Source organism: Paraburkholderia tropica, assembly GCF_914484835.1.
GTDB lineage: Bacteria > Pseudomonadota > Gammaproteobacteria > Burkholderiales > Burkholderiaceae > Paraburkholderia > Paraburkholderia tropica_A.
In genome coordinates this window covers 331328-347757 of the sequence record NZ_CAJZAR010000037.1, presented here as the reverse complement: position 1 = coordinate 347757, position 16430 = coordinate 331328, and the positions used below count along the sequence as shown (strand labels likewise).

At 63.5% G+C, this 16430-nt stretch carries 13 protein-coding genes; 8 read left to right on the top strand and 5 right to left on the bottom strand.

Annotated elements, in window-relative coordinates; all coding sequences use genetic code 11:
- Positions 1–37 precede the first annotated feature (37 nt).
- Positions 38–1027 carry an ABC transporter substrate-binding protein gene (locus LDO54_RS09710; RefSeq protein ID WP_224009601.1) on the bottom strand — a complete coding sequence of 330 codons (990 nt, stop codon included), beginning with the start codon at positions 1025–1027 and terminating at the stop codon, positions 38–40.
- A 1037-nt stretch (positions 1028–2064) separates the two neighbouring features.
- On the opposite strand from LDO54_RS09710, the gene LDO54_RS09705 reads away from it, so the two are divergent.
- The 5 genes from LDO54_RS09705 to LDO54_RS09685 all read left to right on the top strand — a co-directional run bounded on the left by LDO54_RS09705 (position 2065) and on the right by LDO54_RS09685 (position 7005).
- Complete coding sequence (locus LDO54_RS09705; protein ID WP_224009600.1) at positions 2065–3180, top strand: branched-chain amino acid ABC transporter substrate-binding protein; 1116 nt, start codon at positions 2065–2067, stop codon at positions 3178–3180.
- Between the two features lie 142 nt (positions 3181–3322).
- Positions 3323–4249 carry a high-affinity branched-chain amino acid ABC transporter permease LivH gene (livH, locus tag LDO54_RS09700; RefSeq protein ID WP_224009598.1) on the top strand — a complete coding sequence of 309 codons (927 nt, stop codon included), beginning with the start codon at positions 3323–3325 and terminating at the stop codon, positions 4247–4249.
- A gap of 7 nt (positions 4250–4256) precedes the next feature.
- Complete coding sequence (locus LDO54_RS09695) at positions 4257–5537, top strand: high-affinity branched-chain amino acid ABC transporter permease LivM (protein ID WP_224009596.1); 1281 nt, start codon at positions 4257–4259, stop codon at positions 5535–5537.
- Entirely contained in the window at positions 5534–6304 is a 771-nt protein-coding gene (gene livG / locus LDO54_RS09690) for a high-affinity branched-chain amino acid ABC transporter ATP-binding protein LivG (RefSeq protein ID WP_224009594.1), read from the top strand. The genes LDO54_RS09695 and livG overlap by 4 nt, the downstream gene beginning before the upstream one ends.
- Complete coding sequence (locus tag LDO54_RS09685; protein ID WP_224009593.1) at positions 6304–7005, top strand: ABC transporter ATP-binding protein; 702 nt, start codon at positions 6304–6306, stop codon at positions 7003–7005. Before livG ends, LDO54_RS09685 begins: the two co-directional genes overlap by 1 nt.
- A gap of 119 nt (positions 7006–7124) precedes the next feature.
- Here LDO54_RS09685 and LDO54_RS09680 read toward each other — a convergent pair whose 3' ends face one another.
- A complete protein-coding gene (locus tag LDO54_RS09680; protein ID WP_224009591.1) occupies positions 7125–8288 on the bottom strand; it encodes a helix-turn-helix transcriptional regulator in 1164 nt (387 codons plus the stop codon).
- Positions 8289–8633: 345 nt separating this feature from the next.
- On the opposite strand from LDO54_RS09680, the gene LDO54_RS09675 reads away from it, so the two are divergent.
- A complete protein-coding gene (locus LDO54_RS09675) occupies positions 8634–9257 on the top strand; it encodes a DUF4337 domain-containing protein (protein ID WP_224009589.1) in 624 nt (207 codons plus the stop codon).
- 126 nt (positions 9258–9383) lie between these two features.
- Here the strand turns inward: LDO54_RS09675 and LDO54_RS09670 are convergent, their stop codons facing one another.
- Together LDO54_RS09670 and LDO54_RS09665 are read right to left on the bottom strand one after the other, a co-directional pair.
- Entirely contained in the window at positions 9384–9770 is a 387-nt protein-coding gene (locus tag LDO54_RS09670) for a hypothetical protein (protein ID WP_224009587.1), read from the bottom strand.
- A 342-nt stretch (positions 9771–10112) separates the two neighbouring features.
- Positions 10113–10601 carry a DUF2501 domain-containing protein gene (locus LDO54_RS09665; protein ID WP_224009585.1) on the bottom strand — a complete coding sequence of 163 codons (489 nt, stop codon included), beginning with the start codon at positions 10599–10601 and terminating at the stop codon, positions 10113–10115.
- Positions 10602–11345: 744 nt separating this feature from the next.
- Between LDO54_RS09665 and LDO54_RS09660 the strand changes: the two genes are divergently transcribed.
- Entirely contained in the window at positions 11346–12647 is a 1302-nt protein-coding gene (locus LDO54_RS09660) for a transposase (protein ID WP_224009583.1), read from the top strand.
- A 350-nt stretch (positions 12648–12997) separates the two neighbouring features.
- On the opposite strand, the gene LDO54_RS09655 is transcribed toward LDO54_RS09660, so the two are convergent.
- Complete coding sequence (locus LDO54_RS09655; RefSeq protein WP_224009581.1) at positions 12998–14518, bottom strand: mannose-1-phosphate guanylyltransferase/mannose-6-phosphate isomerase; 1521 nt, start codon at positions 14516–14518, stop codon at positions 12998–13000.
- 505 nt (positions 14519–15023) lie between these two features.
- On the opposite strand from LDO54_RS09655, the gene LDO54_RS09650 reads away from it, so the two are divergent.
- Complete coding sequence (locus tag LDO54_RS09650) at positions 15024–16403, top strand: undecaprenyl-phosphate glucose phosphotransferase (RefSeq protein ID WP_224009579.1); 1380 nt, start codon at positions 15024–15026, stop codon at positions 16401–16403.
- Positions 16404–16430 lie beyond the last annotated feature (27 nt).

Here is a 16430-nt window from a genome sequence, read left to right as displayed (position 1 = left end):
CATGCGCAGCCGTCGATCCGTCATGCGTGCCTGGGCCTTACTTCACGACCGAGGTCGCGTCCTTGAGCAGATCGGCCGAGAGCGTCACGCCTTGCTTCTGCGCGGCGGCCGGATTCACGAACAGTTGCAGCTTGCTGCTGGTTTCCGAAGCGATCGCGCCGGGCTTTTCGCCCTTCAGGATACGCACGACGACCTTGCCGGTCTGATGGCCGAGGTCGCTGTAGTCGATGCCGAGCGCCGCGATTGCGCCGCGCTTCACGCTGTCCGTGTCGGACGCGACGAGCGGGATCTTCGCGTCGTTGGCGACTTTCACGAGCGCTTCGTAAGCCGAAACGACGTTGTTGTCGGTGTTCGTGTAGATCACGTCGACCTTGCCGATCAGGCTCTTGGCGGCCGAGCCGATGTCTACGGTGCGCGGCGCGGCGGCTTCCTTGAGCGTCATGCCTTGCTGCGCGAGCAGCGCCTTCAGTTCCTTCACGACCACGACCGAATTTGCTTCGCCGGGGTTGTAGACCATGCCGACCGTCTTCGCGTTCGGCACGACGCGCTTGATGAGCGCGACCTGCTTGTCGAGCGGCAGCTTGTCGGACACGCCGGTCACGTTGGTGCCGCTCGCCGACCACGTCTTCACGAGCTGCGCGGCGACCGGATCGGTCACGCCCGAATAGACCACGGGCACCGACTTCGTTGCGGCCACCACGGCTTGCGCCGACGGCGTCGCGATCGCGACGATCGCGCTCGGGTTGTCGCCGACGAACTTGCGCGCGATCTGCGCGGCCGTGCCGGTGTTGCCCTGCGCGCTCTGGTATTCCCACTTGAGGTTCTTGCCGGCGTCGTAGCCGGCGGCCTTCAGTTCGTCGCGCACGCCGTCGCGGATCGCGTCGAGCGCCGGATGTTCGACGATCGAGAGGACTTCGACGGTGGCGGTGTCGGCCGCGTGCGCGGCGCCGCAGGCGAGCGAGAGCGCGGCGGCGCTGGCGATCAGGGTAAGGGTGGCGGCGCGGGCGGCCAGCTTGACGGTCTTCATTCTCTTTGATCTCCCCCGAGTGTTCGGTTCTGGACGGGTAGGGCCGCTTGAAGCGGCTTCGCCGCGGCGTGGCGCGCGGCGCCTGTGGTGTCCCCGGTGGTGCCCGGTCATGCCCGTACGCCGTGCGCCGCGTTGGTGCATAAGACCGGCGGCGAGGCAGCGAGCATACACCGGAGTTCGCGCCTCTGGAACGACGCGGCGGCGCAGTGGTGCGGCAATGCGACGGTATGTCCGCTGATTTTCATCAACGGTTTCGGCGCATTTTCGAGAAAAATGCGTAGGCACCCGAAAGTTTTCCCGATTTCCAATCGGAAATATCCGTGCCGAGCATGCGCGCCCATTTTCACGCGATCGACACGATGCCGTCTGATTCGATTGAAATATTTGTGTAAGTTTTGTGAATCGAATCAACGACTTGGCGCAGTTTGCATTTAGGGTTTTCCTGCATGCAGGAATAGGGATTTATTTGCGATCGCTTGACGCCGGTGGAATGTGTTTCCGATCGGATAAATAGTTTCGATCCGGGAATCGCCACGGTTTCCGAAAGGAAAAATCAAGCCACTTTATTTCGGATCGGAAAGTGAAATCCGCCAAGCCGCGCCAGCCGGGTCTCAGCGCGCAGTGAGGCGGTTTCTCGCTTCGGCCGCCGGACATTTTCCAAATGATTTCAAGCGGTTCCCCATGATTTTCGTCAATTGACGCAAGTCAATACCCCTACCAGATATCGGAAAAAACCCTCGCTTGCGAGTGGGAGGGTTTATTGATAGCATCCGCGGGTCGCTGATTGAGCCCGGACCACCTTCCCGGCGCGAAATGCAGTGAACGGGGCAGGCGGATCGCTTGCGCAACAGAGTCGCGTATCCACGCGGTCTCTCCGAACTCAACCGCAACAAAGCGGGTGATATATGCCGGGCCCCGTTGCGTCTTTCTTTTCTGGCCCGTCGTTGTCGTTCTCCAATGCTCGCCATTGGGGTGCTGTTCGTTTGCGCAGGTCATCCGTCTGACCGGTTGACCCGAAAACAATCGAGGAGCTCCTGATGACGTTGTCCCGCCTCACCTCAGTTTCCCTGGCTGCCGCGCTGCTCGCCTTTGGTGCATCCGCGCAAGCCGATACCGTGAAGATCGCTATCGCCGGTCCGTTCAGCGGCCCGGTCGCCCAGTACGGCGACATGGTCAAGGCGGGTGCCCTGACCGCGATCGAACAGATCAATGCCGCTGGCGGCGTGAACGGCAACAAGCTCGAAGCCGTCCTGATGGACGACGCCTGCGAGCCGAAGCAAGCCGTCGCCGTCGCGAACAAGATCGTCTCGCAGCACATCCAGTACGTGGTTGGCCACGTCTGCTCGGGCTCGACGATTCCCGCTTCGGACATCTACGAAAACGAAGGCGTCGTGATGGTCACGCCGTCGGCGACCGCACCGCAACTGACCGAAGGCAAGAAGCGCCAGTTCATCTTCCGCACCATCGGCCGCGACGACCAGCAAGGTCCGGCAGCCGCTGCGTACATCATCGACAAGGTCAAGCCGAAGAAGGTCGCGATCCTGCACGACAAGCAGTCGTACGGTCAGGGCATCGCCACGTCGGTCAAGGCCGCGCTCGACAAGGCGCACATTCCGGTCGTCGTGTTCGAAGGCATCAACGCCGGTGATTCGGACTACTCGGCAGTCGTCACGAAGCTCAAGTCGCAAGGCGTGGACTTCGTCTACTTCGGCGGCTACCACCCGGAAATGGGCCTGCTCATGCGCCAGTCGCGTGAACAGGGCGTGAAGGCCACGTTCATGGGCCCCGAAGGCGTGGGCAACAAGGACGTGACGGCGATCGCCGGCCCGGCTTCGGAAGGCATGCTCGTCACGCTGCCCGCCGACTTCGCCGCCGACCCGGCCAACGCGAAGCTCGTGAAGGCCTTCGCCGACGCCAAGCGCGACGCGAACGGTCCGTTCCAGATGCCCGCTTACGCGGCAGTCGAAGTGATCGCCGACGGCATCAAGGGTGCAAAGAGCACGGACCCGACCAAGGTCGCGGCCTACCTGCACAAGAACGCGTTCAACACGCCGATCGGCAAGGTCGAGTACGACGCGCAGGGCGACCTGAAGTCGTTCCGCTTCGTCGTCTACACGTGGCACAAGGACGCCACGAAGACCGCCGCGAACTGATCCTCGCCGCGCATCGCAACGCCCCGTTCGCCGTCGCGGCGGGCGGGGCGTTTTCCAACGATGCGCATCAGCAGACGGATCGACACGGTTTCAAGAGTCTCTTAAAGGTCTCTCATCGGCTTCATGGCCGCGGGGCTTACGCATGAATGATTTTCTTCCTCAGTTCACCCAGCAGCTCGTCAACGGGCTCACGCTGGGTGCGATCTATGCACTGATCGCCATCGGCTACACGATGGTCTACGGCATCATCGGCATGATCAACTTCGCTCACGGCGAGATCTACATGATCGGCGCCTATGTGGGCCTCGTCACGCTCACGGCCATCGGCACCTCGGCGGGTTATCCGCTGCCGCTCGTGTTGGGCGCGGCGCTCATCGTCTCGGTGCTGGTCACCGGGCTTTACGGTTTCGCGGTCGAGCGCGTGGCGTATCGGCCGTTGCGCGGCGGGCCGCGTCTCGTGCCGCTGATCTCGGCGATCGGCATGTCCATCTTCCTGCAGAACTACGTGCAGATCGGGCAGGGCGCGCGCGACGTGTCGGTGCCGGAACTCATTTCCGGCGCGCTCGATTTCCACATGGGCGGCAGCTTCGACGTGACGATTCCGTACGCGCGCATGCTGATCGTCGGCGTGACGCTCGTGCTGATGATCGCGCTCACGCTGTTCATCTCGCGTTCGCGCATGGGTCGCGCGTGCCGCGCCTGCGCGGAAGACATGAAGATGGCGAACCTGCTCGGCATCGACACGAACCGCGTGATCTCGTTCACGTTCGTGCTCGGCGCGATGCTCGCGGCGGTCGGCGGCGTGCTGATCGGTCTGACGATCGGCAAGCTCAATCCGTATATCGGTTTCATCGCGGGCATCAAGGCGTTCACGGCGGCGGTGCTCGGCGGCATCGGCAGCATTCCGGGCGCGATGCTCGGCGGCGTGCTGCTCGGTCTCGCGGAAACCTTCGCGGCGGGCTACATGCCGTCCGAATACAAGGACGTCGTGGCCTTCGGCCTGCTCGTGCTCGTGTTGCTGTTCCGTCCCACCGGTTTGCTCGGCAAGCCGGACGTCGAAAAGGTGTGAGGTCGATATGAGCCAATCTGTTCCGGTTCGCGCGGCCGCCAATCGCGCGCACGGCCAGTCGTCGTCGGAGACGGTGAAGGGCGCGTTCGCCGCCGCGGTCGCGACCATCATCCTGACCGCGCCGATTCTCGGCCTGCAATTGACGCTCGACGGCTACCAGGTCGTGCTGCAGCAACACTGGCGTCCGGTGTGGATCGCCGCCGCCGTGGTGTTCGTGTTCCAGCTCGTCAAGCCGCTGTTCCAGCGCGCGACGAGCAGCGTGCGTCTGCCCAAGGCGCCCGCGCTCGGCGCGCGCCAGCAGCGCGTGGCGATCTGGGTGCTGCTCGCGTTCGGCGCCGTGTTCCCGTTCATGGGTTCGCGCGGTTCGATCGACGTCGCGACGCTCGCGCTCATTTACGTGATTCTCGGCCTCGGCCTGAATATCGTGGTGGGTTTCGCGGGCCTGCTCGATCTCGGTTACGTGGGTTTCTACGCGGTGGGCGGCTATACGTATGCGCTGCTCAACCAGTACTTCGGCTTCACGTTCTGGGAATGCCTGCCGCTCGCGGCGCTGGCCTCGGCCACGTTCGGTTTCGTGCTCGGCTTTCCGGTGCTGCGTCTGCGCGGCGACTATCTCGCGATCGTCACGCTCGGCTTCGGCGAAATCATCCGCCTGCTGCTCAACAATCTCACGAGCATCACGGGCGGCCCGGACGGCATCTCGGGCATTCCGAAGCCCACGGTGTTCGGTTTCGAACTCGCGCGCCACGCGAGCGTGGACGGCGCGAAGACCTTCAACGACCTGATCGGCATCGAGTACAGCGGCGAGCATATGGTGATCTTCCTGTACCTGCTCGCGCTGGTGCTGGTCGCGTTCACGCTGTTCGTCACGAGCCGCCTGCTGCGCATGCCGATGGGCCGCGCGTGGGAGGCGCTGCGCGAAGATGAAATCGCGTGCCGCTCGCTCGGTCTGAACCCCACGCGCATCAAGCTCTCGGCGTTCACGCTGGGCGCGTCGTTCGCGGGTCTCGCGGGCGCATTCTTCGCGGCGCGCCAGGGTCTCGTCACGCCCGAGTCGTTCACCTTCATCGAGTCGGCGCTGATTCTCGCCGTGGTCGTGCTGGGCGGCATGGGCTCGCAACTGGGCGTGGTGCTCGCGGCGATCCTGCTCACGGCACTGCCGGAAGTGGCGCGCGGCTTTGCCGAATATCGCATGCTGATTTTCGGTCTGGTGATGGTGCTGATGATGATGTGGCGTCCGCAGGGCCTGTTGCCCGCCAGCCGTCCGCATGTGGAGTTGCCGCAATGAGCGCAGAAACCTTGTTGAAAGTAGCGGGCCTGCAGATGCGCTTCGGCGGTCTGCTGGCCGTCGACGGCATCGCCTTCGATGTGCGGCCGAACGAAGTGTTCGCCATCATCGGGCCGAACGGTGCGGGCAAGACCACGGTGTTCAACTGCGTCGGCGGCTTCTACAAGCCCACAGCCGGCGATATCGTGCTCGACGGCCACGCCATCACGGGCCAGCCGAGCCACATGGTCGCGCGCCGCGGCCTCGTGCGCACGTTCCAGAACATCCGCCTGTTCAAGCAGTTGACGGTGCTCGAAAACCTGATGGTCGCGCAGCACCTGAAGGTCAACCGCAACATGCTGAGCGGCCTGTTCACGACGCCCGCGTATCGCCGCGCCGAGCGCGCCGCGCTCGAACGCGCCGCGTACTGGCTCGATCGCGTGGGCCTGAAAAACGTGGCCAATCGCGAGGCGGGCACGCTGTCGTACGGTCATCAGCGCCGGCTCGAAATCGCGCGCTGCATGATTACCGATCCGCGTCTCCTGATGCTCGACGAACCGGCTGCCGGTCTCAATCCGCAGGAAAAGATCGAGTTGCAGCAGATGGTCGACGGCTTGCGCAACGAGTTCGGAATCTCCGTACTCCTGATCGAACACGACATGAGCCTCGTGATGGGCGTGTCGGATCGCATTCTGGTGATGGAGCACGGCAAGCCGATCATGATCGGCAAACCCGATGAAGTGCGCAACGACCCGCGCGTGATCAAGGCGTATCTCGGAGAGGACTGATGCTGAAGCTGGAACAGGTCCATACCCACTATGGCGCGGTGGAAGCGCTGGCGGGCGTGTCGATCGAAGTGAACAAGGGCGAGATCGTCACGCTGATCGGCAGCAACGGCGCCGGCAAGACCACGCTGATGATGACCGTGTGCGGCACGCCGCGCGCCTCGTCGGGCCGCGTGACGTTCGAAGGCGAAGACATCACGCATCTGCCCACGCATGACATCATGCGCAAGGGCATGGCGATTTCGCCGGAAGGCCGTCGCGTGTTTCCGAGCCTCACGGTGCTCGAAAACCTGCAGATGGGCGGCTTCTTCGCGAAACAGCACGAGATCGAAGCGGGCATCGAGCACGTCTTCAAGCTGTTTCCGCGCCTGAATCAGCGTGCGAAGCAGCGGGCGGGCACGATGTCGGGCGGCGAGCAGCAGATGCTCGCGATCGGCCGCGCGCTGATGAGCAAGCCGCGTCTGCTGCTGCTCGACGAACCGACGCTCGGCCTCGCGCCGCTCGTGATCGCGCAGATCTTCGACATCATCCGCGCGATTCGCGAGGAAGGCGTGACGGTGTTCCTCGTCGAGCAGAACGCGAACAAGGCACTGCATGTGGCCGACCGCGGCTACGTGCTCGAAACCGGCCGCGTGGTGCTGGCGGACAGCGCCGACAATCTGCTCGCGAACGACGATATCAAGCGTGCCTATCTCGGCGGTTAATTAATCGCTCTCTAGCCGGATTCACCGCTACACGGCCCGCGCAATCCGCTGCTTTCGAGCGGCAATTGCGCGGGCCGATTTCATTTTTACGCTGCTTTTCAAGGGCTCAATCGTTCTGCTCAATCGCTGCGCGTCATGGCGATCTGTTCGAGCAGGCGCATGAGATCGGCTTGACGCCGCGTGGCGGTTTTCGCGAACACGTGATGCAGATGCGTGCGCACGGTCGACGGCATGATCTGTAGCGTCGCCGCGATGTCACGCGGTTCCTGCCCCTTGCCGACTTCGCCCGCCACGCGCGCCTCGGCGGGCGTGAGCCCGAAGAGGGCGATCAGGCGCTGCTCCACGCCGCGCCGCGCGGCCAGCGGGTCGGTGATCACGAGCATGGCCGTGCCGCGCCGCGAGACGGTCGTGGCGGTCGTGGCGCCCTCGATCGCGCGATGCGTGCCCAATGGCGCGATCAGCACTTGTAAAGGCGCTTCGCGCGCCGTGCGTTCGATTAGCATCGCGCCGCCCGCGCGCGTGCCGGTTTCGCCGGCCGAGGCGCGCGCGATCATCGCGCGCAGCCGTTGCGTGGCGTCGAGCGTCGGGGCGCAGAGTCCCTGGCGTTCCTCGCGCAGACCGTGCGGCTGCGCGAGCAGCGCGCTCGCCGCGCGGTTGGCGAAGACCACGTGGGCGTCGCGGTCGGCGATCAGCACGCATTGCGCGAGGCTGTCGAGCGCGTCGAAGGCGTCGAGCGCCGCGAGCGGGTCGGCTTGCGCGCTTAGCGCCATGCGCCGTTGCACGCGGATCGCGTTGCGCAGATGCGGCAGCAGCGCGCGCAGCAGATCGAGTTCATCGTCGTCGTAATAACGCGGCGTCTGGCGCAGCGCGCCGAGTATCGCCGCCACGCCGTCCTCGCGCATCACGTTGGCGAACGCGACCGTATGAATGCGCTGCGGGCGCACCCAGTCCTGCACGAACTCGCTGCGCGCGTGCGCCGCTTGCGGGCGGATCATCGTGTCGGTCACGAGCGTGCCGGCGGGCCAGCGGCGCGCCTGCGGCACCAGCGGATCGAGCGCGCCATAGTGCTGCGCGTAGCGCCGCGCAAAACCGCGCTCGATGCCGCCCCAGTCGTCGAGCGGCAGCGCCTCGTGCGCCGCGAGCACGCTCAGATTCACGTGCGTGGCGCCGATGCGCCGCGCGATGCGCGCGAACAGCGCCGGCCAGCGGCGCGCGTCGAGCCCCGCATCGTAAATCGCGTCGATCAGGCTGCCGAGCGAGTCGGCGGCGGCGTGTGCGGGCATGGCGTGCTCCGGGCCGCGCGGCGAGGCCGCTGCGCCCAACGCAATCCGATTCCACTCAATCGATAAAGGGAGATGTGGCAGCGCGGAAAAAAATGCCCGAGCAAAGCGCGCAAGCCACGTTAGCAAACGGCATGCGCATTAAACGCGCTGCAGCATGCGAAAAGCATCGTCTATTGATAGACGATTAATCTTGCAGATAGCTTTCGAAATGATGCGTTTCTCTTTCTCGGTGTGACATGCAATTCGAATACTGGACAAGCGCTGCGCGCTCACGATAATTTAGCCTCCCGCGCGTTTGAGTGCGGGACACAACACATGCAGCCAGTCACACCGGAGAGTCGTTGGATGTCTGAAGAGTATGAAGTGCATGGACCGCACGATCACGCGGTCGAGCATGCGGCCGCCGGTCATGGACACGGCGGCCACGCAAGCCACGGCGAAGGCGGCCGCGATCCGTTTTCGAGCCGCATGGCGGTCATGACCGCGATTCTTGCGTCGATCGGCGCGATTCTCGCGTACCAGAGCGGCAATAGCGAAAACCTCGCGCTCTATTACAAGAACGAAGCGGCGATACACAAGACCGAGGCCGCGAATCAGTGGGCCTATTACCAGGCGAAGGGCGAGAAGCAGAATCTCGCCGAGCTGGGCGCGTCGCTGTCCGCGCTCGCGCCGAATTCGGGCGATGCGCAGCGTCGTTTTGCTGCCGACGCGGATCGTTATCGCCAGCAAAAGGAGCCGATCCGCGCGAAGGCCGAGGCGCTGGAAAAGCAGGTCGAGGACGACGATGTGCGCAGCGAGAAGCTGCTGCATGGTCATCATCGCTGGGCGCAGGCGACCACGCTGATCCAGATTTCCATCGCGTTGACGGCGATTACGCTGCTCACGCGCAGTAAATGGCTGCTGCGTGGCTCGCTGGGCGTGGGCGCGGTGGGCGTGGTGCTGGGCGCATTGGCATTTTTCTCGGGCTGATTCACTGATTCAATTCGCGTATCGACGCCTCGCGCTTTCGGCACGAGTGCGGCGTGAATCGGCAATGGCCGCGTGCATGTTGAAATGCACGCGGCCATTTTCCTTTCATTCAGGAAAGTTTTTTAGTCAGCCGCCACAGACGATGGCGGTGAGCATTAGCGGCACGACTGAATGCACGGTGGCGTCGCTATTGGCTTCTTTTACCCGTGTGCGTACCGATTCCGCGGGCGCCGACACCACCACGCCATAAAGCGGCGCGGCAATTTCCTTACCGGCGCCGCGACGGAATAAATCGTCGTCGCGCGCATAGCCGATCACCACGTAAATGGGAAAGCCAAAGGCGCTCAAACGGGTTCCATGCACCGGACGGAATGCGTTGACCGAATTGGCTTCCACGCGGCTCGGCTGCGCCTCGATCGACTTTTCTTCAATCAGCGATGCAATAAATTCGTGGGGATTCGACTTGCAGTCGAACTGCTCGTCTTGCGGCTGCGCCCTGGCGGAGTGCGGCACGATAAGTGCGCCGAGTCCCGCGCATAACGCGCAGACGAACGCGAACCACGACAGCAAAGGGGCGAGGGCAGCGCGACGCGGATTCATGGCATGAGATCAAGACGCGTGAAGACCGTTCGAACTCATTCGACACCCAAACCGGTCGGGTGTTCAAGTGTTTCGATACGTCGCGGCACACTAATTGCGCACTTCTGCGCCGCGCCGCACATTCTTGAAGCGAAGGTTTTGCAGCGAATTTTTCTGCCGGATTTTTCAGCCGGATTTTTCAGCCGGATTGTTCTGCCGAATTTTTCTGTGATCGCGGCCGCGTTCGTGCGTGCAAATGAGCGCGGCCGTCCGGCATCAGAGCATCGACTTCGCCTGGCTCAGGATCTTGTCGCAAACCTGCTTCGTGGCGGCTTCCTTGAGGCCGTTGGCCGAGAGGTCGAGCTTCTGCCCGTTGCCCGTCGTGAGAATGCCGTTGCTGCCTTGCTGATAGCCGCTATCGGTCGTGGACGCGCCGCCGGGCAGCTTGCTGAGCAGCGAGTCTTTCACGTTGCTGGCGGCGTCGGCGTTCAGGTAATTGTTCTTGATGCAGTACTGCAGGATGCCCGTGACGTTGCCGAGGCTGCTCGACGTCACCGACGAGCCGGACAGCGCGCCGCTGAGGTTGCTGAGCGCGCCCGAAGTCGAGCCGCTCGTGCCGCCTTGATTGAGCAGATTGCCGAGCTGTGCCTGCGCCGCGCTCCACGGCGCGAGCAGGGCGGCGGCGGCCACGGTGGCGGGAATCAGCAGTCGATGCAGTCGAAGCGGCCGGTGCGAGCCGGCAATGCGCGGTGCTGATGTTTGCATACCTCGATCTCCTGGATGTTCGTGGCCTTCGTACTATAGACGGATTCGTTTGAGGGCTTTTTGAGTGTGGCCGCGCGGTGTGATCGTGGAGCGTGGATACGAACCGCGCATTCGTCGGGCATGGGCCGCCGCGTCGGCGTCAGGGTGATGAGCCTATCGCTGCGATGTGTGCGGCATGATGTACGCAGGTGCAACCCGCGAGGCGCATGGCTTTCATCGCCATGTCATTTGTTGCAGGCACAACATCGAAAAGAGAAAAGCGGGTAACGATGCATTGCAATTCGATTTAATTCGATTTCATTGAATTTGATTCAAATTGAATTAATGCATTGGTACACGAAGCCAATCGAGAACGAATTCAGTCAACAGGGCACGCATGCGATGCGCGGATGAGGCGCGAAATTGCGTGTAATGGCAGAAAAAACAGGGCATTTGCAGCGCGCTGCGAGGCTTCAATTCGCCGCACAAAGCGATACTTTGTTTCTAACCGTAACACTTATTACGGGCCTCCTCATTAGCTGGTTTCAGGTGGTATGCTTCCTGCACAAATTCTCCCTTGCACGAGTGAGACCACGTTCTTTGCGTCAATACCGTGAACACGCGCACTGCCTTCGTGCAGTCGGTGACGCAAACGGACATGACATATAAACATTTGGTGCAACCGAGCACGTCAACGCGAACAGCAAAGATTCGCGAGCGACGGCTCAGTCACTGCAGCCCCGGTCCGGCTGCGTGGAGAAAAGCATGAATTTCGATGAACTGAGCGATGACGAGTGGATGTTGGTGTCTTCGCTCGTATCCGATGAACCGCCTATTCGGCTCAACCGGCGCGGCCGCCCCCGCGCCGAGCCGCGTGTGGTTGCCAATGCCGTGCTGTGGATCCTGACGACAGGCGAGTCCTGGTCGCGTCTGCCCGCACGCTATCCGTCTGGACCGACTTGCCGCCGCCGTTTCGAGGAATGGCACGTGAGCGGCACGCTCGGCGAACTCGTCGCACTGCTCGCGCAGCGCGGGCGTCAGTTCGTCTACGTGCCCGAGCCCGTGCCGGCTCAACCGGCCGTGCAGGATGCGCCTGCCGTGCAGCCCGTGGCGGTTGCGGTCGAGGAGGCGGTCGAAGACGACGGCCTGCCCGCCGTCTACTGGAAAAGCCCCGAGGCCTGGCAGGCGCCTGCCTCGGTCGCCGACACGCCGCTGGCCAATCCGATCGAGAGCATGACGCGCCAGCTCGCGCGTCTCGATGAAGCGCTCATGAGCGCGCAGTCGCAAACGCAAACGCGCAGCCACCAGGCGCGTGTGGCGCAGCCCGTGCAGGCGCGTCCGCGCGCGCAGGGTTCGAGCCTGGGTTCTGGCCGCGTGCCGCCGCAGGCGGATTCGAGCGTCACGGCCGCGCGTGTGAGCGCGCCGCTTGCCGCGCAGGCTGCTGCGATGCCCGCCGCGCCCGTCACGCGCGCTGTGCCCGCCGATGCCGCGTCGTTCGACGCCGGTTACGACGAGAGCCTCGACGGCGACACCGGTCCGCTCTGGACCAACGCCATCGTCGAAGCCACGCAGATCGCGGAATGGGGCGGCTACGCCATGCATTTGAGCGTGGAAACGTCGCGCAACAACATGTATCGCGCGGCCGTGGAAATCCTCAAGGAAGGCAAGCGTCTCGAACGTTCGGGCCTGATCGGGCCGCCGTTCGAAGACGCCGATAGCGCGCGCAATTTCGCATTCGACTGGGCTCGCCAATGGGTCGAGCGCGAATGCGCCGACGTGCCGGAAGCGCTCGCCACGCACGCAGCCGAAACGCTCGGGCAGGCGGCGACGGATGGGGTCACGGAAGCGGCCACTGAATCGGCCACCGAAGCTGGCACGCAAACCACGACGCGCAGCACGAATGGCGTGGTCACACGCAGCGCCGCTGCGAACGTGGGCGGCAGCGTGCGGCTCGCGCCCGTGCAGCGTTTCACCGCGAGCACCGCATTGCGGGCGAGCGGCGATGGCTGCGAACCCGCCGCCGAGCGCCGCGTGCACGTCTCGCGTTACCGTACGTACCTGGGTTAGCAACGTGTCGGACCGGCGCCGGCGCGCGTTCGAACGCGCGCCAGCCGCCATCGCGGAGCGATCCGCGCATTCAGCAGGTTTCAAAACCGTCGCGCGTGTCGTAGCAAACTGCGTTGCGCACATGTCTCACATCACCGTCTTTCGCAAAACGCCGTAGCAGCACGTACGTTCGTTAGCACGTTCGTCTGGCCGCTACTGCGCTTTGTCGTGTCTCCACCATGGCGGAGCGTTCGAGTGCAGCGCGATACCGCTGCTGATGACGCCCTTGCCCTCGTAATGCTTCAGCACTTCAGAACCGTCCTGCATGCAAGCGTGGCCGATGCTTTAACAGCATCGGCCACGCTCGAATTTCACTGGCGTCCGTACACGTCTTCGAGACGCACGATGTCGTCTTCGCCGAGATAGGAGCCCGATTGCACCTCGATGATTTCGAGCGGCATCTTGCCCGGGTTCTCAAGTCGATGCGACACGCCGAGCGGAATATACGCCGATTCGTTCTCCGAAACGATAAAGCGTTCTTCGCCGCGTGTGACGAGCGCCGTGCCGCGCACGACGACCCAGTGCTCGGCGCGGTGATGGTGCATCTGCAGTGACAGACGCGCGCCCGGCTCGACGACGATGCGCTTCACCTGGAAGCGTTCGCCGCTGTCGACGCTGTCGTAATGACCCCACGGCCGATGCACGAGACGATGCGCGACCGCTTCGCTGCGGCGTTGCGTCTTCAGGCGCTGGACGATCTTCTTGACGTCCTGCGCGCGCGAGCGGTCGGCCACGAGCACGGCGTCGGCGGTTTCGATCACGACGAGATTCTCGGTGCCCAGACACGCGATCAGGCGGCCGTCCGAGTGCGCGAACGTATCGTTGGCGCCTTCGAACATGACTTCGCCTTGCGCCACGTTACCGGCGTCGTCCTTGTCGGAGACTTGCCAGACGGTGTCCCACGAACCGAGATCGGTCCAGCCCGCCGTGAGCGGCACGACCACGCCGCTCGCCACGCTCGGGTCGCTCGACAGCGGTTCCATCACCGCGTAGTCGATCGAATTCGCCGGCGAACGCTCGAAGGCTTCGCGGTCCACGCGGAAGAAGTCGCCGTCGGCCTTGCCATGCTCGACGGCGGCCGTGCAGGCCTCGTGAATGGCGGGGTGGAAGTGGCGAATGGCCTTGAGCCACGTGCTCGCGCGCACGATGAAAATGCCGCTGTTCCACCAGTAGCGCTGCGACGAAACGTATTGCTGCGCCAGTTCGAAATAGGGCTTTTCGACGAAGCCGTTCAGGCGCCGCGCGCCCTGTTCTTCGCCGCTCGCGAGCGGCTCGCCCACGTGAATGTAGCCATAGCCGGTTTCCGGGTGCGTGGGCACGATGCCCATCGTCACGATCTGACCGTTGGCCGCGTGGCGCACGCCGTCGGCGACCGCGGCCTGGAACGCATCGAGGTCGGCGAGCGCGTGGTCGGCGGGCATCACGACGAGAATGCCGTCCTGCTGCTCGGCCACCACGGAAAGCGCCGCGATGGTGAGTGCCGGCGCGGTGTCGCGCGCGAGCGGTTCGAGAATCAGCTTCGCTTCCTTGCCGGCGGCGCGAACCTGTTCGGCGGTCGTGAAGCGATGCTCCTCGTTACACACGATCATCAGCTTGTCGGCGAGCGTGACGCGCTCTGCGAGCGCATCGAGGCGGCTCGCAGTATTCGCGAGCAGCGACTGTTCGCCGACGAGGTTGATCATCTGCTTCGGGTACTGCTCGCGCGACAGCGGCCACAACCGCGAACCCGAGCCGCCCGCAAGCACCACCGGGCAGACTTGCAGCGCACTGCGCGCCGCATTCTGCGGCTGATCCGCTCGCACCGTTGCCGTTGCGGAACCCGTATCCGTCATCTCGATCTCCTGAAAGGGGTTTCGGTTCTGCGATTTGTAGCATGCTTAAAATCAACAGAAATAACGCCGTAAAGAAGAAAATGAAAAATATTCGGATTAAATTAAAAGTCGACTATTCGTCATAATTCATCGCGAACAAAAATTCGAATAAAAATAGGCGCAATGCGATGCGCACAGAAAAATAAATCGATACGAGGCGCGCGGCAAGCGGCAAATTTTGCCGCGGATTCGACCCCGAGACGCGCCGTCCGGCGGGCGAATCCGGCAATCGTTGCCGAAAAAATGCGTCAAAAACCCTATCGTTAGCAACGAAACATTTGGAGATACTTTTGCACCTTGCGCGCGGAATTTTTATCGCGCTTTATTAGGGTTTATTCGGATCCGTTTCATCAACGCCGGGGTATTCTGGCGTGAAATTCCCTGATTCCCGTCGTGCGGCCCGCAGTGCGTTATTGCGCAGAACGTGTGGCCGCCGTTCATTTTTTTTCAACCCGAGGTGCCGGACATGCTGAGCGTTCTAGCGAGAATCATCGACGTTGCCGCCATCGCCGCAGGCGCGCTGCTGGCGGCTGCCTTGCACCACGGAAGGCTCGCGCCGCTGTCCGACGCGGAGAGCGTGGCGCTGGCGTTCAACTGCCTGCTGGCGATCTGGATGTTCCCGGCGTTCGGCATCTATCAATCGTGGCGCGGCAAATCGCTCTACGTGCTGTTCGCGCGCGTCTGCGCCGCGTGGGTCGCGGTGGAATGCACGGGCATCCTGCTGAGCTTCAGCGTCCACCGCGCGGATTCGCTCTCGCGCATCTGGCTCGCGTACTGGGTGGTGGCGTCGGTGGCGTTCCTGATCGTCTCGAAGGCGCTCGTGCATATGGTGCTGCGCGGCCTGCGCCGCGAAGGCTACAACCACAAGGCCGTGGCCGTGGTCGGCAGCCCGCGTTACGCGCGCTTTCTCGTCGAGCAGATGAAAAGCCGTCCCGAGGCGGGCTTTCATCCCGCACTGGTGTTCGATGAAGACAGCGACGCCGAAGGCGAAGCGTTCCTCGATGGCGTGCCGGTCGCGCGCGATCTCCAGGCCGTGATCGAGTTCGTGCGCGAACACGAGGTGCGCGAAATGTGGCTCGCGCTGCCGATCACCAAGGAGCGCACGATTCACCGCATCACCATGGCCTTGCGCAACGACTTCGTGAACATCCGCTTCATTCCCGACGTGCGCAGTCTTTCGTTCTTCAGCCAGCCCGTGGTCGATCTGCTCGGCGTGCCCGCGATCAATCTCGCGGCTTCGCCGGTCACGGATCTGCGCGTGCTGCCCAAGCGCGTGTTCGATTTTCTGTTCGCGGGCTGCGTGCTGATCGCACTCGCGCCGCTGTTCGCCGTGGTCGGTCTCGCGGTGAAGCTCACGTCGCGCGGCCCGGTGTTTTTCAAGCAGCGCCGCAAGGGTCTCGACGGCAACGAGTTCGAGATCTACAAGTTCCGCTCGATGAAGGTCCATGCGGAAGTCGCGGGCCAGGTCACGCAGGCGCGCCGCGGCGATCCGCGCGTGACGCGCGTGGGCGCGTTCCTGCGCCGCACGAGCCTCGACGAGCTGCCGCAATTCATCAACGTGCTCAAGGGCGAGATGTCGGTGGTGGGGCCGCGTCCGCATGCGCTCGCGCACGACGACATCTACAAGGACCTCGTGCGCGGCTACATGGCGCGCTATCGCATCAAGCCGGGCATCACGGGCTGGGCGCAGGTCAACGGCTATCGCGGCGAAACCGACCGCGTGGAAAAAATGCGCGACCGTGTGCGTTTCGACCTGCATTACATGCAGCACTGGAGCTTCGCGCTCGACCTGCGCATCGTCGCCATGACCATGTGGAAAGGCTTCGCAGGACAAAACGCATATTGAAGCGCGGCGGGCGCGCGGCATGCGTAT